General features: G+C 72.7%; 18 protein-coding genes. 15 read left to right on the top strand and 3 right to left on the bottom strand.

What is annotated here, in order from left to right; translation table 11 throughout:
• The first annotated feature begins 1 nt into the window (after nucleotide 1).
• The 15 genes from pafA (at nucleotide 2) to ACVWNX_RS28550 (ending at nucleotide 15,579) form a co-directional block, all read left to right on the top strand.
• Nucleotides 2-1,363: a Pup--protein ligase gene (gene pafA / locus ACVWNX_RS28480; protein ID WP_454411050.1), complete on the top strand. Its 1,362-nt coding sequence runs from the start codon at nucleotides 2-4 to the stop codon at nucleotides 1,361-1,363.
• Nucleotides 1,364-1,583: 220 nt separating this feature from the next.
• Nucleotides 1,584-2,582, top strand: a complete 999-nt coding sequence (locus ACVWNX_RS28485; protein WP_454411051.1) for an FKBP-type peptidyl-prolyl cis-trans isomerase — start codon at nucleotides 1,584-1,586, stop codon at nucleotides 2,580-2,582.
• 40 nt (nucleotides 2,583-2,622) lie between these two features.
• On the top strand, nucleotides 2,623-2,994 hold the full coding sequence (locus tag ACVWNX_RS28490; protein ID WP_454411052.1) for an FKBP-type peptidyl-prolyl cis-trans isomerase: 372 nt from the start codon (nucleotides 2,623-2,625) through the stop codon (nucleotides 2,992-2,994).
• Between the two features lie 137 nt (nucleotides 2,995-3,131).
• The gene (locus tag ACVWNX_RS28495; protein WP_454411053.1) at nucleotides 3,132-4,109 is read left to right on the top strand and encodes a helix-turn-helix transcriptional regulator; all 978 of its coding nucleotides are present in this window, start codon (nucleotides 3,132-3,134) and stop codon (nucleotides 4,107-4,109) included.
• A 78-nt stretch (nucleotides 4,110-4,187) separates the two neighbouring features.
• On the top strand, nucleotides 4,188-5,174 hold the full coding sequence (locus ACVWNX_RS28500; RefSeq protein WP_454414977.1) for a helix-turn-helix transcriptional regulator: 987 nt from the start codon (nucleotides 4,188-4,190) through the stop codon (nucleotides 5,172-5,174).
• A gap of 80 nt (nucleotides 5,175-5,254) precedes the next feature.
• On the top strand, nucleotides 5,255-5,482 hold the full coding sequence (locus ACVWNX_RS28505) for a hypothetical protein (protein WP_454414978.1): 228 nt from the start codon (nucleotides 5,255-5,257) through the stop codon (nucleotides 5,480-5,482).
• Between the two features lie 9 nt (nucleotides 5,483-5,491).
• Nucleotides 5,492-5,692 carry a hypothetical protein gene (locus ACVWNX_RS28510; protein ID WP_454411054.1) on the top strand — a complete coding sequence of 67 codons (201 nt, stop codon included), beginning with the start codon at nucleotides 5,492-5,494 and terminating at the stop codon, nucleotides 5,690-5,692.
• 318 nt (nucleotides 5,693-6,010) lie between these two features.
• The gene (tatA, locus tag ACVWNX_RS28515) at nucleotides 6,011-6,295 is read left to right on the top strand and encodes a Sec-independent protein translocase subunit TatA (RefSeq protein WP_454411055.1); all 285 of its coding nucleotides are present in this window, start codon (nucleotides 6,011-6,013) and stop codon (nucleotides 6,293-6,295) included.
• Between the two features lie 50 nt (nucleotides 6,296-6,345).
• Nucleotides 6,346-7,299, top strand: coding sequence for a twin-arginine translocase subunit TatC (tatC, locus tag ACVWNX_RS28520; protein ID WP_454411056.1), 954 nt, complete (start codon nucleotides 6,346-6,348; stop codon nucleotides 7,297-7,299).
• A 183-nt stretch (nucleotides 7,300-7,482) separates the two neighbouring features.
• On the top strand, nucleotides 7,483-10,296 hold the full coding sequence (locus ACVWNX_RS28525; RefSeq protein WP_454411057.1) for a DEAD/DEAH box helicase: 2,814 nt from the start codon (nucleotides 7,483-7,485) through the stop codon (nucleotides 10,294-10,296).
• 563 nt (nucleotides 10,297-10,859) lie between these two features.
• Nucleotides 10,860-12,539 (top strand): ATP-binding protein, encoded by a 1,680-nt coding sequence (locus tag ACVWNX_RS28530; RefSeq protein ID WP_454411058.1) that lies wholly within the window; start codon nucleotides 10,860-10,862, stop codon nucleotides 12,537-12,539.
• Nucleotides 12,536-12,943 (top strand): roadblock/LC7 domain-containing protein, encoded by a 408-nt coding sequence (locus tag ACVWNX_RS28535; RefSeq protein WP_454411059.1) that lies wholly within the window; start codon nucleotides 12,536-12,538, stop codon nucleotides 12,941-12,943. The genes ACVWNX_RS28530 and ACVWNX_RS28535 overlap by 4 nt, the downstream gene beginning before the upstream one ends.
• On the top strand, nucleotides 12,940-13,320 hold the full coding sequence (locus ACVWNX_RS28540) for a DUF742 domain-containing protein (protein ID WP_454411060.1): 381 nt from the start codon (nucleotides 12,940-12,942) through the stop codon (nucleotides 13,318-13,320). The genes ACVWNX_RS28535 and ACVWNX_RS28540 overlap by 4 nt, the downstream gene beginning before the upstream one ends.
• On the top strand, nucleotides 13,301-13,960 hold the full coding sequence (locus ACVWNX_RS28545; protein ID WP_454411061.1) for a GTP-binding protein: 660 nt from the start codon (nucleotides 13,301-13,303) through the stop codon (nucleotides 13,958-13,960). Before ACVWNX_RS28540 ends, ACVWNX_RS28545 begins: the two co-directional genes overlap by 20 nt.
• Nucleotides 13,961-14,067: 107 nt before the next feature.
• Complete coding sequence (locus ACVWNX_RS28550) at nucleotides 14,068-15,579, top strand: cytochrome P450 (protein ID WP_454411062.1); 1,512 nt, start codon at nucleotides 14,068-14,070, stop codon at nucleotides 15,577-15,579.
• Nucleotides 15,580-15,615: 36 nt separating this feature from the next.
• Here ACVWNX_RS28550 and ACVWNX_RS28555 read toward each other — a convergent pair whose 3' ends face one another.
• From ACVWNX_RS28555 to ACVWNX_RS28565, 3 genes are all read right to left on the bottom strand, one after another.
• Nucleotides 15,616-16,560 carry a pseudouridine synthase gene (locus ACVWNX_RS28555; RefSeq protein WP_454411063.1) on the bottom strand — a complete coding sequence of 315 codons (945 nt, stop codon included), beginning with the start codon at nucleotides 16,558-16,560 and terminating at the stop codon, nucleotides 15,616-15,618.
• Nucleotides 16,561-16,801: 241 nt separating this feature from the next.
• Nucleotides 16,802-17,635, bottom strand: a complete 834-nt coding sequence (locus ACVWNX_RS28560) for a siderophore-interacting protein (RefSeq protein ID WP_454411064.1) — start codon at nucleotides 17,633-17,635, stop codon at nucleotides 16,802-16,804.
• A 48-nt stretch (nucleotides 17,636-17,683) separates the two neighbouring features.
• A complete protein-coding gene (locus ACVWNX_RS28565; protein ID WP_454414979.1) occupies nucleotides 17,684-18,589 on the bottom strand; it encodes a 5'-3' exonuclease in 906 nt (301 codons plus the stop codon).
• Nucleotides 18,590-18,961 lie beyond the last annotated feature (372 nt).

Genomic DNA, 18,961 nt, shown 5'->3' on the forward strand with positions numbered 1-18,961 from the left:
CATGGACCGCCGCATTTTCGGGCTGGAGAACGAGTACGGCGTCACGTGTACGTTCAGGGGACAGCGTCGGCTGTCTCCCGACGAGGTGGCTCGGTACCTCTTCCGCCGTGTCGTGTCATGGGGCCGGAGCAGCAATGTCTTCCTGCGCAACGGCGCCCGTCTGTACCTCGATGTCGGATCGCATCCGGAATACGCGACCCCCGAATGTGACAACCTGACCGAGCTGGTCACCCACGACAAAGCCGGTGAGCGCATTCTCGAAGGGCTGCTCGTCGACGCCGAGCGCCGCCTGCACGAGGAGGGAATCGCGGGCGACGTCTACCTCTTCAAGAACAACACGGACTCGGCGGGGAACTCCTACGGCTGCCACGAGAACTACCTGGTGGCCCGGCACGGGGAGTTCTCCCGGCTCGCGGACATCCTCATCCCGTTCCTGGTCACCCGTCAGCTGCTGTGCGGCGCGGGCAAGGTCCTCCAGACCCCGCGCGGCGCGGTGTACTGCGTCAGTCAGCGGGCGGAGCACATCTGGGAGGGCGTCAGTTCCGCGACGACGCGCTCCCGCCCCATCATCAACACCCGGGACGAGCCGCACGCCGACGCCGAGCGGTACCGCAGGCTCCACGTCATCGTCGGCGACTCGAACATGTCCGAGACGACCATGCTGCTCAAGGTCGGCGCCACCGACCTGGTGCTGCGCATGATCGAGGCGGGCACCGTGATGCGGGACCTGACCCTGGAGAACCCCATCCGGGCGATCCGCGAGGTCAGCCACGACATCACCGGCCGCCGCAAGGTCCGGCTGGCGAGCGGCCGCGAGGCGTCCGCCCTGGAGGTCCAGCGCGAGTACTACGAGAAGGCCGTGGACTTCTGCGAGCGCCGCGGCATCCGCACCGGCACCACCGAACAGGTGCTGGAGCTGTGGGGCCGGACCCTCGACGCCATCGAGGCCGAGGACCTCGACCGGATCTCCACCGAGATCGACTGGGTCATCAAGTACCAGCTGATCGAGCGGTACCGGGCCAAGCACAACATGAACATGTCGAACCCGCGGGTCGCGCAGATAGACCTCGCGTACCACGACATCCACCGCCGCCGGGGCCTCTACTACCTGCTGGAACGGAAGGGACAGACCGCCCGGATCTGCGACGACCTCAAGATCTTCGAGGGCAAGTCGGTCCCCCCGCAGACCACCAGGGCCCGGCTGCGCGGCGACTTCATCCGCCGGGCGCAGGAGCAGCGGCGGGACTTCACCGTCGACTGGGTGCACCTCAAGCTCAACGACCAGGCACAGCGCACCGTGCTGTGCAAGGACCCCTTCCGGTCGGTGGACGAGCGGGTGGAGAAGCTCATCGCCGGTATGTGACCGACCGGTTGACCGGCCGTCGGCGGCCGGTGGCCGGAACGCCCGGGGGGCGCCGTACGTTGGCCGTGCGGCGCCCCCTCAGCCGTGGCCGCCCGCCGTCCCCGCGCGTTCGCCGCGGGACCGGTGCGCCGGCCGCGGGCCGGAGCGCCGGGGCGGGGCGGGACCTCAGTAAGGTGGCGCGCACGCCAACCGCAAGAACGACCGATACGAGGCCCCCACCGTGCGCCGACGCTCACTTCTCCTCGCCGTACCCGCCGGACTGCTGACGCTCGCCGGCTGCGGTGACGACAAGTCCGACAAGAGCAGTGCCAGCCAGAGTTCCTCCCCCTCGGGCACCCCGGGCCCGCAGAACTCGGCGAAGATCGTCTCCGGCCCGGTGCCGGACATCACCGCGGGCAAGGCGTTCGGCGAGAAGCCGACCGTCGCCAAGGGGTCCGGCGAGCCCTCCCCCGAGCTCGCGGTCAAGACCGTGGTGGCGGGCTCCGGAGCCGCCGTCGCCAAGGGCGACTACCTCCAGGCGAACTACCTGGGGCAGATCTGGAACACGGCCAAGGTCTTCGACAACTCCTTCGACCGCGGCGCCCCGGCGATCTTCCAGATCGGCGTCGGCCAGGTCATCCCCGGCTGGGACATGGCCCTGGTGGGCAAGAAGGCCGGGACCCGGGTCGAGCTGGCCATCCCGCCGGGCCTCGGCTACGGCGAGCAGGGCAACGAGCAGGCGGGCATCAAGGGCACCGACACGCTGGTGTTCGTGGTCGACGTGGTGGCCTCCTACAACGGCAAGAGCTCCGCCAAGGGCAAGGCCGTCGCCCAGGACGACAAGGCCGTGCCGAAGGTCGGCACCAACACCGACGGCAAGGCCCCCTCCATCGACGTCCCGAAGACGGCGGCGCCCAAGGAACTGGTGTCCGAGTACGTCCTGGAGGGCGACGGCGAGGTCGTCAAGGAGACCGACACGCTGCTCGTCCAGTACAAGGGCGTCCTCTGGGCCGACGGCAAGGAGTTCGACTCCTCGTACCAGCGCGACCAGCTCGCCCAGTTCGGGCTCAACCAGGTGGTGAAGGGCTGGGCGCAGGGCCTGACGGGCAAGAAGGTCGGCTCCCGGGTCGTCATCGTCATCCCGCCCGCCCTCGGCTACGCTGACCAGCCGCCCAAGGACAGTCCGATCAAGAAGGACTCCACCCTGGTCTTCTCCGTGGACATCCTGGCGAAGATGTAACACTGGGCGGGTTGCCCATCCAATCGAGCAGGAGCATGACGTGAGCATCGAGAAGCCCGAGATCGACTTCCCCGAGGGCCAGCCCCCCACGGAGCTGAAGATCGACGACATCTGGGAGGGCGACGGTGAGGTGGCCAAGGCGGGCGACCTCGTCTCCGTGCACTACGTCGGCGTGGCCTTCTCCACCGGCGAGGAGTTCGACGCCAGCTGGAACCGTGGCACCCCGCTCCAGTTCAAGCTGGGCGTCGGCCAGGTCATCCCCGGCTGGGACCAGGGCGTCCAGGGCATGAAGGTCGGCGGGCGTCGTAAGCTGACGATCCCGGCGCACCTCGCGTACGGGGACCGCGGCGCGGGCGGCCGCATCGCCCCGGGCGAGACGCTGATCTTCGTGTGTGACCTGGTGTCGGTCTGACCCCACCGGAACCGGTCACTTCCGATCGGGTGAGGGCCCGCGTCCCCCAGGGGCGCGGGCCCTCGGCTTTTCCCGCGACGCCCCGGGACGGTACGGTCGTCGGGCGGGTGGGGCGAACGAGAGGACGTAAGGCGTCGATGGCCATCTCCAAGGCCGAGCGGTTGATGAATCTGGCGCTGTGTCTGCTCGGGACGCGGCGCCCCCTCAGCAAGCGGGAGCTGCGCGGCTCCATCGAGGCGTACATCGAGGCGTTCGGACCGGGCGAGGGCTCCCTCGGCGGCGACGACTCGTTCAACCGGATGTTCGAGCGCGACAAGGACGATCTGCGGGAGCTCGGACTCGTCATCGAGACGGTGGAGAGCCTCGACGGCGAGGTCGGCTACCTGGCGCGCCGCGACAGCAACCGCCTCCCGCCCATCTCGCTGGACGCCGAGGAGGCCGCCGCCCTCGGGCTCGCCGCGAAGGTCTGGCAGCAGGCCCGGCTCGCCGGGGCCGCCAACGGCGCCCTCCAGAAGCTGCGCGCCGCCGGGCTGCCCGACGAGGTCGACCCGCACGGCGCCCACGGCGCCCTGGAGCCCCGCATCCCCGTGCACGAGGCCGCCTTCGAACCGCTGATGCTCGCCTGCCGCGACCGCCGGCCCGTCCAGTTCGAGTACCGCAAGGCGAACGCCGCCCGCCCCGAGCCGCGCCAGGTCGAGCCCTGGGCCCTGGAGTGCTGGCGCGGCCACTGGTACCTCGCGGGCTGGGACCGCGACCGGGAGGCGGAGCGGGTGTTCCGGCTCTCCCGGATCACCGGGCGGGTCCGCAGCCGCTCGGGCGCCTACCGCGCCGCCGTGCCCGACGTCGTCACCGTCCGGGAGACCGTCGCCCGCTGGGCGGGGGAGGGCGCCGACCGCACCGCCCGGATCAGGCTCCGCGCCGGAGCCGGGTACCCGCTGCGCGCCAAGGCCGAGAAGGTCCGGGACCTCGGCGACGGCTGGGACGAGCTGGAGATCCCGTACGGGCACGGACTGGACGCCTGGCTGGTCGAGTTCGGCCCCGACGTGGTGGTGCTGGACCCCGCCGAACTGCGGGCGGACGTGGTGGACCGGCTGCGCGCCGTGGCCAAGGGTTAGAGGGGGAGACGTACCACCGTGGCAGGAAAGCCCGCCAGGCCCGCGCGCCCGGCCAACGCCATCGACCAGACCCGTCGGATGCTGTCCCTGGTCACCTATCTGCGCGAGCGCCCCGGCGCCCGGGTGGAGGACGTGGCACGCGCCTTCGGGATCAGCGAGGACGAGCTGATCTCGGACCTCGACGTGCTGCCGCTGTGCGGCACGAGCTTCCGGGGCGGCGACCTCCTCGACATCGACACCGACGGCGACCGCATCTGGTGGCGCAACCCCCAGGCGCTCAGCGCCGAGGCGGCGGCCCCGCTGCGGATCTCCGCCGACGAGGCCACCGCGCTGCTGGTCGCCGCCCGCGCGGTGGCCACCCTGCCGGGGCTGCGCGAGGGCGACCGTCAGGCACTGCTGCGGGCCACCGCCAAGGTGGAGGCCGCGGCGGGGGAGGCGGCGGCCCCCAGCGCCCGGCTGTCGGTCACCTTCGAGTCCGAGGGCGGGGTCTTCGCCGATGTGGACCGGGCGATCTCCGATCGCCGCAGGCTCTGGATCAGGTACTACTCGCCCGCCCGGGACGAGGTCACCGAGCGGGAGATCGACCCCATCCGGCTGGTCAGCGTCGGACACACCTACGTCGAGGCGTGGTGCCGCCGCTCCGAGGCCCGGCGCACCTTCCGGCTGGACCGGGTCGCCGAGATCAAGGTTCTGGACGAGCCCTCGGCGCCGCCCGAGATCGAACCGCGCGACCTGTCCGAGGCGCTGGTCCAGCCCGCCGCCGAGGACCCCGAGGTGGTCGTGGAGGTGGGACCCGGCGGTCGTTGGGTCGCCGAGTACTACCCGCACGACAGCGCCGAGGAGCTGGGCGACGGGGGGCTGCGGATCACCCTGCGCGCCTCCGACCCGGCCTCGCTGCGACGGCTCGCGCTGCGGCTGGGCCGGGACGGGCGGATCGTGGCGCCGGGGGAGCTGGCGGACAGCGCCCGGCGCGCCGCCCGGGAAGCCCTCGCCGCCTACGACGAGGGGACCGACGGCCTTCCCGCCGCCGACGTCTCCGCCGACGGTCGGGAGCGCGGACGGTGAACACCCCCCAGGGACCCGCCGCCGGACCGGGTGGTTCCGCGTCCGAACCATCCGGCATAGCGAACGTGCCCGAGCTGGCGATGGTCACCCCCGTCGTCTTCCGGGCGGGGTGCCCCGACTGCCGGGCCCGGTTCGAGCTGCCCGCCGCCGCCCTGCGGCTCGCCATCGGCGGCTCCCCGCACACCACCTTCTACTCCTTCACCTGCCCCGAGTGCGAAGCGGCCGTCCGCAAGCCCGCGGGCGAGCGCATCGTCGAGCTGCTCACCGGCGGTGGGGTGCGCACCCTGCGGCTGCACCCCACCGTCTAGGCTCGGCGCATGTTCTGGGCCATGTTCGCGATCGCCGTCGGTTTCCTGGGTCTGCTGGTCCTCGGGGTGTTCGCCGTCCGGGTCGCCGTGGCGGCCGAGCGGCTGGGTCGCCAGGTCGCGGAGTCCGCCCGCCGGATCGGCACCGCCGCCGAGGACCTGGAACGGGTCTCCGGGACGGCCGCGCGGACCGGACACGACGTCCTGCGGTGACGTCCTCCCCCCCGGTCGGCGGGGGCGGCCGGACGGGGTGTCCGTCCGCTCACCCAGGGTGTCGGACGGTCCGTGCGCACGCAGGTCTCGGTCCCGTCAAGCGCGGGCTTCCGATCTGTCCGAGCCCGAGGGCGGGCAGGTAGGCTGCCCACACGGCCCGGTGAGTGAGGCACGGGCCGGAACAGGGAGTACGTGCGGGGATTGCCTCTGGTTCACCCCTGAGCGTTACGATCGCAGCTGGCGCGGCGCGTCGGACACCGGTCCGGCCGACCGGCCAGCAACCCGCCCCAAGCCGCCTCGGTGAGAAGGTAAACGTAGATGTTCGGTGGACGGATCGGCCCGCTTGAGATCACTCTGATCCTCGTCATCATCCTGCTGCTGTTCGGCGCGAAGAAGCTCCCCGACATGGCGCGTTCCCTCGGCAAGTCCGCCCGCATCCTCAAGAGCGAGGCCAAGGCGATGAAGTCGGAGGGGCAGGAGCCCGCGCCGACCGAGCCCCTGCACAAGGAGCAGCCTCCGGCCCAGCGCACCATCAAGGCGGCCCCGGGCGACGTGACCGGCTCCCGCCCGGTGAACGAGCCCACGGACACGACGCAGCGCTGACACAGGGCCGGGGCGCGCTCCCGGCCCGCCGCACGAGATGAGGACGTGGGTTGCTCAAGTCTGCCCGCAAGAAGGAGAAGGACCCCGAGGGGCGGATGCCCCTCGTGGAGCACCTGCGCGAGCTGCGCAACCGCTTGGCCAAGGCCGTGGTGGCGGTCCTGGTGGTCACCATCGTCGCCGCGTTCTTCTACAAGGACATCGTCGAGTTCATCACCGACCCCGTCCTGGAGGCCGTGGGCTGTGAGGCGAGCTTCTCGGAGCTGGCCAAGGAGAAGGACGGCACCTGCGCGCGGATCGTGCTGAACGGTCTCATCACCCCGTTCACCCTGGCGCTCAAGGTCTCGCTGATGGCCGGTGTGGTGGCCTCCTCGCCGATCTGGCTCTACCAGCTGTGGGCGTTCGTGGCGCCCGGGCTGCACCGCAACGAGCGCAAGTACACCCTCGCGTTCGTCGCCGCCGGTGTGCCGCTCTTCACCGGGGGCGGCTTCTTCGCGTACCTCACGCTGCCCACCATGGCGACGGTGTTGCTGGAGTTCTCGCCCGCCGACCTGGACAACCAGCTGCCGCTCGACGAACTGCTGGACCTGATCACCCGGATGGTGCTGGTCTTCGGGGCGTCCTTCACCCTGCCCCTGTTCCTCGTGATGATGAACATGACGGGCATGATCACCGGCAAGCGGATGCTCGGCTGGTGGCGGGGGATGATCCTCGGGGTCGCCCTCTTCGCCGCCTTCGTCACCCCCAGCACGGACCCGCTGTCCATGATGGCGCTGGCCGGACCGATCTGGCTGCTCTACCTCCTGGCCTCGGGGATCTCCCTGCTCAACGACCGCCGTCGGGCCCTGCGGGAAGCCGCCGGACCGGCTGACGACGAGGCGTCGGACCTGGACCTCACCCCGTCCGACATCGGCGACGTCGAAACGGTGGGCGCCCGGCCGTCCCTGCCCGGGCAGTCCGACGCGGGCCGCACCCACCGGGTGAACGGCTACGACGACGTGACCTGAGCCCGGTCAACCGGTCCACGGACCGGGACGACACGGAGGGGCCCCGGCGGACGCCGGGGCCCCTCCGCGCGTCACGGAAGGGTCCGGGGCGCCCCGTCCGGGCACCGCGCCGACCAGCGCCGATACGACGATCCGGATATCGATCGCTTGCTGTCACAGGGGGCGGGTAACCTCGAAAGCACGATGACAGAGGATCTCTCCCCGGCCGAGCGGTACGCGGCGTCACGCCAGCGCGCCGCCGAGCAGGCCACCGCGCTCGGCACCTTCCGCGAGATGTACGACTTCGGTCTGGACCCCTTCCAGATCGAGGCGTGCCAGGCCCTCGAAGCGGGCAAGGGCGTGCTGGTCGCCGCCCCCACCGGTTCCGGCAAGACGATCGTCGGCGAGTTCGCCGTGCACCTCGCGCTCCGCCAGGGCGGCAAGTGCTTCTACACCACGCCCATCAAGGCGCTGTCCAACCAGAAGTACGCCGACCTCGCCAAACGGTACGGCGCCGACAAGGTCGGCCTGCTCACCGGTGACAACAGCGTCAACTCCGACGCCCCCGTGGTGGTGATGACCACGGAGGTCCTGCGGAACATGCTGTACGCGGGCTCGCGGTCCCTGCTGGGGCTGGAGTACGTGGTCATGGACGAGGTCCACTACCTCTCCGACCGGTTCCGGGGCGCCGTCTGGGAGGAAGTGATCATCCACCTCCCCGAGTCGGTCACCCTGGTCTCGCTCTCCGCGACGGTCTCCAACGCCGAGGAGTTCGGGGACTGGCTCGACACGGTCCGTGGCGACACCGAGGTCATCGTCTCGGAGCACCGCCCCGTCCCGCTCTTCCAGCACGTCCTGGCCGGACGCCGCATCCACGACCTGTTCGAGGAGGGCGAGGGCCGCAAGCGGGCCGTCAACCCGGATCTGACCCGGATGGCGCGGATGGAGTCCTCCCGTCCGAACTGGGGCCGGGACAAGCGGCGCGGCCGGGGCGTCCGGGAGGCCGACCGCGAACGGGAGCGCCGCCAGCGCTCCCGGGTGTGGACGCCGGGCCGCCCCGAGGTCATCGAGCGCCTCGACGCGGAGGGGCTGCTCCCCGCCATCACCTTCATCTTCAGCCGCGCCGGGTGCGAGGCGGCCGTCCAGCAGTGCCTGCACGCGGGGCTGCGGCTCAACGACGACGAGGCCCGGGCCCGGGTCCGGGAGATCGTCGAGGAGCGCACGGCCTCCATCCCCGACGAGGACCTGCACGTCCTCGGCTACTTCGAGTGGCTGGAGGCCCTGGAGCGCGGGATCGCGGCCCACCACGCCGGGATGCTGCCGACCTTCAAGGAGGTCGTCGAGGAGCTCTTCGTGCGCGGCCTGGTGAAGGCGGTCTTCGCGACGGAGACCCTGGCGCTGGGCATCAACATGCCCGCCCGGTCCGTCGTGCTGGAGAAGCTCGTCAAGTGGAACGGCGAGCAGCACGCCGACATCACCCCCGGTGAGTACACCCAGCTCACCGGCCGGGCCGGGCGCCGGGGCATCGACGTCGAGGGCCACGCCGTGGTGCTGTGGCAGCGCGGGATGAACCCGGAGCACCTCGCGGGCCTCGCCGGTACCCGCACCTATCCGCTGCGCTCCAGCTTCCGCCCCTCGTACAACATGGCCGTCAACCTGGTGGAGCAGTTCGGACGGCACCGCTCCCGGGAACTGCTGGAGACGTCCTTCGCGCAGTTCCAGGCCGACCGCTCGGTGGTCGGCATCTCCCGGCAGGTCCAGCGCAACGAGGAGGGGCTGGAGGGCTACAAGGAGTCCATGACCTGCCACCTCGGCGACTTCGAGGAGTACGCGGGGCTGCGCCGTCAGCTCAAGGACCGGGAGACGGAGCTGGCCCGGCAGGGCGTCAGCCAGCGCCGGGCCGCCGCCGCGGGCGCCCTGGAGAAGCTGAAGCCCGGTGACGTGATCCACGTGCCGACCGGCAAGTACGCGGGGCTCGCCCTGGTGCTGGACCCGGGGCTGCCCGCCGGACGCACCAACGGGCACCGGGGCTTCGATCCGCACGACGGTCCGCGCCCCCTGGTGCTCACCGCCGAGCGCCAGGTCAAGCGGCTGGCGCCGATGGACTTCCCGGTGCCGGTGGAGCCGTTGGAGCGGATGCGCGTGCCGCGTTCGTTCAACCCCCGCTCGCCCCAGTCCCGTCGGGACCTCGCCTCCGCGCTGCGCACCAAGGCCGGTCATCTGGTCCCCGAGCGGCACCGCAAGCAGCGCGCGGCCGCCGCCGACGACCGCGAGCTGGCCCGGCTGCGCGCGGAGCTGCGCGCCCACCCCTGTCACGGCTGCGCGGACCGCGAGGACCACGCGCGCTGGGCCGAGCGGTACCACCGGCTGGTGCGGGACACCACGCAGCTGGAACGCCGCATCGAGGGGCGCACCAACACCATCGCCCGCACCTTCGACCGGATCGTCGCGCTGCTGACCGAACTGGACTATCTGCGCGGCGACGAGGTGACCGGGAACGGCCGGCGGCTGGGCCGTCTCTACGGCGAGCTGGACCTGCTGGCGAGCGAGTGCCTGCGGGCCGGGGTCTGGGAGGGCCTCACCCCGGCGGAGCTGGCCGCCTGCGTCTCCGCCCTGGTGTACGAGGCCCGGGCGGCCGACGACGCGCTGGCGCCCAAGGTGCCGTCCGGGAAGGCCAAGGCGGCCCTCGGCGAGATGGTCCGGATCTGGGGCCGGCTCGACGCCCTGGAGGAGGACTTCAAGATCAGCCAGACGGAGGGGGTCGGTCAGCGCGAACCCGATCTCGGGTTCGCCTGGGCCGCCTACATGTGGGCCTCGGACAAGGGCCTCGACGAGGTGCTGCGCGAGGCGGACATGCCCGCGGGCGACTTCGTGCGCTGGTGCAAGCAGGTGATCGACGTCCTCGGTCAGATCGCCGCGGCCCCCGGGGCCCCGGAGTCCTCGACGGTGGCGAAGAACGCGCGCCGGGCCGTGGACGCCCTGCTGCGCGGAGTGGTCGCGTACTCCTCGGTGGGGTGAGATCACCCGCTCCGTGCTGACGGCCCGTCCCGGAAGGGGCGGGCCGTCGCGCGTGGTGCGGGCCCCGGCGGCCGGTCCCGGACGGAGCCGCGCGCCCCTTCGAGGGGCGGTTCCACGGCGGGACGGTTCCGAGGGGCGGGGCGGTGCCACCGGGCCCCGGGCGGGGTTCCGTTCCCCGTCGGGAGCGCCGTCCGACCTCCCCGGCGGGTCGTGCGCGCCCCTTCCGCACGCCCCCGGATCATCACTCCACGTGTGCGGTGGATTCCCCAGCGTGTAAATCGGCCGAGTGTAGTGGCCCGCGCACCTGGTTTTCAGGTGCTTCCCGAATATGACACGGCGATGAACCGCCCGCACTAAGCTCGCTCGCAGCGCTCCGAGTTGAGGTGAATGAGGTAAATCGTGCGCTTGTTCACCGGAATTCCCGTTGGTGGGAATCCTTCCGGAGGCTCCCGTGTGTCCGGCACCCCGGACCCACACTGGAAACCGCACTGATCCACCCGAAACACCCCAGCTCCACCCGGACAGACCGACCATCCCCGAGCCGACTCCCCCAGAGGGCATACATGGTGAGTGTTCACACGCCTCCCGGTGGCCGAAGGATCCCCCATTGGCGGGTCTTTCTGCTGCCGACCGTCCTGATGGCCGCCGTGACCGGGGGTGCCGTCGCCGCCGTCGCGGAACCGGCCCGGCTCACCGTGGCCCTGTGCGGGGCGATCGGCACCGCGCTGATCCTCGCCACGGCCGGTGAGGCCGCCCGCCGGGGACGGCGGCTCGGGGCCCTGCGCGCCGACTTCGCCCGCCGCACCGCGTACCTGGAGAAGCGCCTCGCCACCCAGGACGCCGAACTCCTGCACTTCGGAAGGCAGTTGCTGCCCGACGCCCTGTTCCGCCTCCGGCAGGGCGAGTCGCCCTCCGACGTGGTCCGGGCCGTCGTGGACGCCGACCCCGCCTACCGCGACCTCCCCGACACCCAGCGCGCCCTGCTCAAGGACGTCCTCGACATCGTGGACAACGAGGAGGCCGTCCGCGAGTCCACCCAGCGCGCCTTCGTCAACATCGCGCGCCGGGTGCAGGCGATCGTCCACCAGCAGGCCGCCGAACTCCGCGAGATGGAGGAGGACCACGGCCGCAACCCGGAGGTCTTCGACGACCTGCTGCGCATCGACCACGGCACCGCGCTGATCGGCCGTCTCGCGGACTCCATCGCGGTGCTCGGCGGAGCCCGTCCCGGACGTCAGTGGCCCAAGCCCGTACCGCTGTTCAGCGTGTTGCGCGGAGCGATGTCCCGCATCCTGGAGTACCGCCGGGTGGACCTGCACTCCATCGCCAAGGTCGCCGTCCGGGGCACCCACGTCGAGCCGCTGATCCACGCCGCCGCCGAACTCCTCGACAACGCCACCCGCTACTCCCCGCCGCAGACCCGGGTGCACGTCACCGCGGTGGAGGTGCAGACCGGCATCGCCATCGAGATCGAGGACGGCGGGGTGAGCCTCAGCGAGGAGGCCCGGCTGCGCGCCGAACGGATGCTCGCCCAGGCCCAGGCCGGGATCGACCTCAAGGACCTCGGGGAGACCCCCCGGCTGGGCATGGCGGTCGTCGGCCGCCTCTCCCAGATGTACGACATGCAGGTCTCGCTGCGGCAGTCCGCCTACGGCGGGGTCCGCGCGGTGCTCATCGTGCCGCGCGACATGCTCACCTCCGGGCCCGCGCCCGGTATCGCCCACGGCATCGGCGCGACCGCCGTCCCCCGGGTGAACGACGACGGCTCGCTGGTGCAGGAACCCCAGCGCAAGGCCAAGAAGCGCCGTCCCACCACCGGACCGCGCCGACCCGACGACGACCTGGCGGCCACCGGCGCCGAGGGCGGCCCCGCCGTCACCGAGTGGACCGCGGGCGGTCTGCCGCAGCGCCGCAGCCGGGTGAAGACCCCGCTCACCCAGCGGTACGCGGACGCCGCCGCGGCCCGGACCGCCGAGGCCGCCGGACAGCCGGACCCCTGGGGGGCGCCCGACCCCGCGCGGGACGACAAGCGCGACGAGCCCGAACCGGGGCTCTGGGTCGAGGCGTTCATGAACGGCATCAAGGGCCGTGACCCCAAGACCGCCTCCACCTCCACGCCGGGCGCCGGGCCCGCCGCGCCCCGCCCGGGGGGCGCCGTCAACGGCGTCGGCCGCCCCGGTCACCTCGGCACCCACCCGCACCCGAACAACGATGACCTCATGGACGAGGGGGACCGCACGTGATCCAGCAGCGAGCCAACTTCGACTGGATGCTCAAGGAACTCGCGGACGGAGTGCCGCAGACCCGTCAGGTGGTGGTGCTCTCCGCCGACGGACTGCGCATCGCCCGCTACGGCGGCGAGCCCGATGCGGCGGACCGGCTCGCCGCCGCCTGCGCCGGGCTCCAGAGCCTCGCCACCGCGGTGGGCGCCGAGATCCCCGACAGCGACGGCCGGATGCGCATGGTGATCATCGAGGTCAGCGGCGGCTACTTCTACCTGATGGCCGCGGGCGCGGGCGCGTTCCTCGCCGTCCTCGCCGACGACACCGTCGACGCCGGTCTGATGAGCAGCCGCATGCGCGACCTCGTGGTACGGATCGGGGCCCACCTCACTAGTCCGCCCAGGCGTGACGGACGGACGGTATGACTCCTCCGCAACGCCGTCGCCGTACCCCCGAGTCCAGTCAGGAGCAGGAGAAGGACCCCGAGCGGCTCTACGTCATCACGGGCGGTTCCGAGGCGGAGGGCCGCGCCGAGGTCGACCTGGTGACCCTCATCGTGACCCGCGCCGACCCCTCGCCCACGGCCCAGCCGGAGCAGGCGGCGGTGCTCCGGCTGTGCCGCTCCCCCCTGTCCGTCGCCGAGATCTCGGCCTACCTCGATCTGCCGTTCAGCGTGGTGACCGTCTTGCTGACGGAGCTGCTGACGGCCGAGCTGGTGCAGGCGCGCGCCCCGATCGTGCGGTCCGCGCTGCCCGACCGTTCCCTTCTCGAAGCGGTGATGCATGGACTTCAAAAGCTGTGAGAACGCGCTGGGCACCGTGCCCGTGGTGCCCGCCCAGGGCACCGGCCCGCGCTCCGGGCCCCGCGCCGAGGAGCATCTGCCGGACACCGCGGACGCGGCCGTCAAGATCGTGATCGTGGGCGGGTTCGGGGTCGGGAAGACCACGATGGTCCAGGCGGTGAGCGAGATCCGTCCGCTCACCACCGAGGAGACCATGACCCAGGCCGGGATCGGGGTCGACGACGACTACGGTTCCGAGTCCAAGACCGCCACCACCGTGGCGATGGACTTCGGACGGATCAGCATCACCGAGCGGCTGGTGCTCTACCTGTTCGGCACCCCCGGCCAGGAGCGGTTCTGGTTCCTCTGGAACGGCCTGTTCGAAGGGGCCCTGGGCGCCGTCGTCCTCGTCGACACCCGGCGTCTGGAGGTCAGCTTCGACGTGATCGGGCGGCTGGAGGAACGGGGGGTCCCGTTCGTCATCGCCGTCAACGACTTCCCCGACGCGCCCCGCTACCCGCTGGCCGAACTGCGGGCCGCGCTCGACCTCCCCGACGACGTCCCGATCATGAACTGCGACGCCCGGCGGCGGGCGTCCAGCCGTGACGCCCTGATGACCCTGCTGCACTTCCTGCACTCCCTGGCCGCGGCGCCCGTCTGAAGCACTCCGCGCACGCCGCCGCGGACCGCGGTCACGCGGTCCGCTCCGGTCACCCCGACCTCTCCCGGCCCACGGGCCACCGACCCGGACTCCTCGGAGCACACACCGTGACCACGCCACCCAGCCTTCCCGCCGACACCTCCGGCGCCACCGGTACCCCCGCCGCCGACGACCCCGTCCCGATCCCGCCCCCGGGCTGCCCCGCGCACGGCCTCACCGGCAGGCGCCGACTGTACGGTCCCGAGGCCGACACCGACCTCGCGGGCCTGTACGAGAAACTGCGCGCCGAGCACGGACCGGTGGCGCCGGTGCTCATCCACAACGACGTGCCGATGTGGGCGGTGCTCGGGCACAGCGAGAACCTGCACATGGTGCGCACCCCCTCGCAGTACAACCGCGACGCCCGGGACTGGACCGCCGTCCTGGACGGCAGCGCCGGACCCACCCATCCGCTGGCCCCCGTCTACAGCTGGCAGCCGATCTGCAGCTTCGCCGAGGGCGCCGAGCACCAGCGGCTGCGCGGGGCGGTCACCGGGGCGATGGCGACCATCGACCACCGGGGCGTGCGGCGGTACATCAACCGCTACAGCCAGCGGCTCGTCAACGACATCTGCGAGCGGGGTCAGGCCGATCTGGTCGGGCAGTTCGCGGAGCAGCTGCCGATGGCGGTGATGTGCGAGATCCTCGGCATGCCCGAGGAGTACAACGAGCGGATGGTGCAGTCCGCCCGCGACATGATCAAGGGCACCGAGACCGCCATCGCCAGCAACGAGTACGTGATGAGCGCGCTGATGCACCTGGTGGCGCGGCGCCGGAGCAAGCCCGCCGAGGACTTCACCAGCGCCCTGATCGCCCACGGCTCCCAGCTCACCGACGACGAGGTCGCCCAGCATCTGCGGCTGGTCCTGATCGCCGCCTACGAGGCGACCGCCAACCTCATCGCCAACGTGCTGCGGATGGTGCTCACCGACCCCCGGTTCCGCGCCCAGCTCAACGGCGGCCAGATGACGGTGCCCGAGGCGGTGGAGCAGACCCTGTGGGACGAGCCGCCGTTCTCCGCCATGGTCGGCTACTTCGCCAAGCACGACACCGAGCTGGGCGGTCAGCGCATCCGGGCGGGCGACGGGCTGATCTTCGGGATCGCGCCGGGCAACGTGGACCCGGCCGTCCGTCCCGATCTGCGCGCCAACATGCAGGGCAACCGCTCGCACCTGGCCTTCGGCAGCGGACCGCACGAGTGCCCGGGCCAGGACATCGGCCGGGCCATCGCCGACACCGGCGTCGACGCGCTGCTGATGCGGCTGCCGGACGTCCGGCTCGCCGTCGGCCCGGACGAGCTGCGGTGGCGGTCCACCATCCTCTCCCGGCACCTGGTGGAACTGCCGGTCACCTTCGTCCCGAGGCCCCCGCAGGACGTACGGGCCCGGCCCAGCATCGGCAAACCGTCCGGGACCGGCGGCGACTGGCAGATCTCCTCGCCCGCCCCGCTCTCCGCCACCGCCGACCTCGCGGGCGCCGCCTCCGTTCCGCTGCCGCCGACCGCCGAACCGGTCGAGCCCGCGCCGACCCCCGCCCAGCAGGGGCTCTGGCGGCGGCTCACCCGCTGGTGGCGCGGCTGACCCGGACGCGCCCCGGGCCGTGAGCGGCGGCCCGGGTCACGGGGCGAGGACGCGGTCGCTGGTGAAGCGGCGCGCCTCGCCCGTGACCGGGTCGGTGAACTCCAGCAGCCGGGCCAGCAGCCGCAGCGGCTCGCCGAACTCCCCGGGCGGCACGGGGTCCCGCACCACCGGGTACAGCGGATCGCCGACGATCGGCACGCCCAGCGCGTTCATGTGCACCCGCAGCTGATGGGTGCGGCCGGTCAGCGGGACCAGCCGGTAGCGGGCGACCGCCGCCGGGCCCCGGCCGTCCGGCGCGGGGGGCACCCGGTCGAGGAGTTCGACGCGGCTGACCGCGTTGGGCTCCCCGGGGACCTCCCGCGCGGTCAGCACCCCGCGCTCCTTCTCGATCCGGCTGCGCACCGTGCGCGGCAGCTCCAGGTCCTCGTCGTACCGGGCCAGCGCCTCGTACTCCTTGCGCACCAGCCGGTCCCGGAACAGGTTCTGGTAGGCGCCGCGCTCCCCGGGGCGGACGACGAACAGCACCAGGCCCGCCGTCAGCCGGTCGAGGCGGTGCGCCGCGCCCAGGGCGGGCAGGTCGAGGTCCCGGCGCAGCCGGGCCAGGGCCGTCTCGGTGACATGGCCGCCGCGCGGGGTGGTCGCCAGGAAGTGGGGCTTGTCCACCACCACGATGTGCGCGTCGCGGTACACGACGGGCAGCGGGAACGGGACCGGGGGCTCCGGCCGCAGCTCGCGGTGGAACCAGAGCGTCAGCCCCGGGACGTAGGGCGCGTCCACGGCGACGGGGCGGCCGTCGGCGGTGACGAAGGCGCCTTCGCGCAGCATGGCGTCGATGGTCTCGGGCGGTGGGGCCAGCCGGTCCACTAGGTGATCGCGGACCGTGCGCCAGGGGCCGTCGGCGAGCGGCAGCCGCAGCCGGGCCGGGTCCACCCCCTGGCGCTGGGGGAGGGGAGCGGGGTGCCTGGGGCGGGAGCGCGACATGGTGCCGTCGAGCGTAGCCGCCCGTCCGGCCGGAGCGCCGCCACGGGCTTCCCGTGGGTCTCCCATGGGCTTTCCGGCCGGGTCTCCCGTAGGTCTCCCCGCAAGCCTCCGGCCGGGCTTCCGGTGGCTTCCCCGTGGGTCTCCTTCCCTCCCGGGCCGGGCCCGGACACGAGGAACCCCCAGGGGGCTCCGGTCCCTGGGGGTTCGTTCGGGGGCCGCGGGCGCGGCCGGGTGGGGAGGGTCAGGCGGCTTCCTGCTCGGCCTCCACCTGGGCGTTCCACTGGGGCTTGGACGCCTGCCAGCCGTCCTCGTTGTGGCCGAGGCGCCAGTAGCCGGAGATCGAGAGGTCCTCGCGGGGCACCTGGCGCTCCATCCGCAGCACCCGGCGCAGCTCCTTCACGAAACCGGCCTCGCCGTGGACGAACGCCTGGCAGCGGCCCGTCGGGAACTCCAGCGCGCGCACCGCCTCCAGCAGTGCCTCGCCGACCGGCCGGGCGCCCCGGTGCAGCCAGGTCACGGGGGCGCCGGTGGCGATCGGCTGCTCCTCCTCGGGGCCGGACACCTCGATGAAGGCGTGCACGGTGGCACCGGGCGGCAGGGCCTCCAGGGAGGCGGCGATGGCGGGCAGCGCGCTCTCGTCCCCGGCGAGCAGATGCCAGTCGGCGTCGGCCGAGGGGGCGTAGGCGCCGCCGGGGCCGAGGAGACGGATCTCCTCGCCGGGCTGGACGCGCGCGGCCCAGGGACCCGCGACGCCCTCGTCGCCGTGGACGACGAAGTCGATGGTCAGCTCGCGGGTCTTGGGGTCCCAGGCCCGCACCGAGTAGGTGCGGGGCACGGGCCACTGGTCGCGGGGGAACTCGGCGCGGATCCGCTGGATGTCGAACGGCTCCGGGTAGCGGGCCCCGGCCGGGGGGAACAGGAGTTTGACGTAGTGGTCGGTCCACTCGTCGGCGGAGAACGCGGAGAGCCCGTCGCCGCCGAGCACCACCCGCCGCATGTGCGGAGTGAGCCGCTCCGTGCGCAGGACGCGCCCGACATGCGTCGTCGGTGCCTTGCGTGCCGGTCGCTCTGCCATGCGGACTCCCCTGATCGCGGTTAACTTAGGCAAGCCTAAGTTAACACCTCATGGGGTGAGCGTCGAAAGCAGCCGGGTCAGCGAGCCCCCGAGGCCCCAGCGCTCGGCGAGGCGGTCGAGGGCCTCCGGGTCGCGCGGGACGCGCGGGAGCGCCGTGTCCACCGGGGGCAGCGGGACGTCGTCGGCCACCCGCACCACGGTCGGCGCCACCGCCAGATAGGGGCGGGACTCGTGCAGCCGCCGTCGCTGGGTCGGGGTGAGCTTCGCGGCGGGCCGGTCCACGGCGGCCAGGATCCCGGCCAGGTCCCCGAACTCCGCCAGCAGCTTCGCGGCCGTCTTCTCCCCGATCCCCGGCACCCCGGGCAGTCCGTCGGACGGGTCGCCGCGCAGCAGCGCCAGATCCGCGTACCCGGCGCCGCCGACCCCGTACTTCTCGCGCAGCACGGCCTCGTCGGTGAGCTGGAGGGTGCCCACCCCCTTGACCGGGTACAGCACCCGGACGCCCCGGGCGTCGTCCACCAGCTGGTAGAGGTCCCGGTCGCCGGTGACGATGTCCACCGGGCCCTGCGCCCGCGCGGTGAACGTGCCGATGACGTCGTCGGCCTCGTACCCCGCGACGCCCACCCGGGCGATGCCGAGCGCGTCGAGCACCTCCTCGATCACCGGGACCTGCGGCGAGAGGGTGTCCGGCACCTCCTCCTCGTCGGGGCCCGTCTCCGTCTCCACCGCCACCCGGTGCGCCTTGTAGGAGGGGATGAGGTCGACCCGCCACTGGGGGCGCCAGTCGGCGTCCATGCAGGCCACGAGGGCGTCCGGGCGGTGGTCCCGGACCAGGCGGTCGATGAACTCCAGGAGGCCGCGCACCGCGTTGACCGGGGTGCCGTCCGGAGCCCTGACCGACTCCGGGACCCCGAAGTAGGCCCGGAAGTAGAGGGAGGCGGTGTCGAGGAGCATGAGCCGTGGGGTTCGCTGAGTCACGTCCGCATCATGCCCCACGGCGGTGACGGTCCGTCCGTTCCGCGCCCGTCGTCGGCTGTTGGCCGTCGGTCGTCCGCGGTCGGGTCGTGCGCCGCCGGGGCGCCGGGCCCGGCCGGGTGCCGTCGCGTCGCCGGGCGCGGGCGCGGGCGCGCGGGTGCGGGCGGGCGTGTCCGTGTGTCGCGCGTCCGTGACGCGTGTCACTTACACGTTTGTGGTCGGGGGGTCCGGGGAGGCGCGCGACCGGAGTGAACCCGTTCCCGCGCCCGCCCCGGGCACCGGCCGGGCGCGGACCGACGCCGCCCCGCTCCACGGCCCGCCCGGGGGACGGCGGGCCGTTCTTGGCCCGAC

It is taken from the genome of Streptomyces sp. JNUCC 64 (assembly GCF_054484115.1).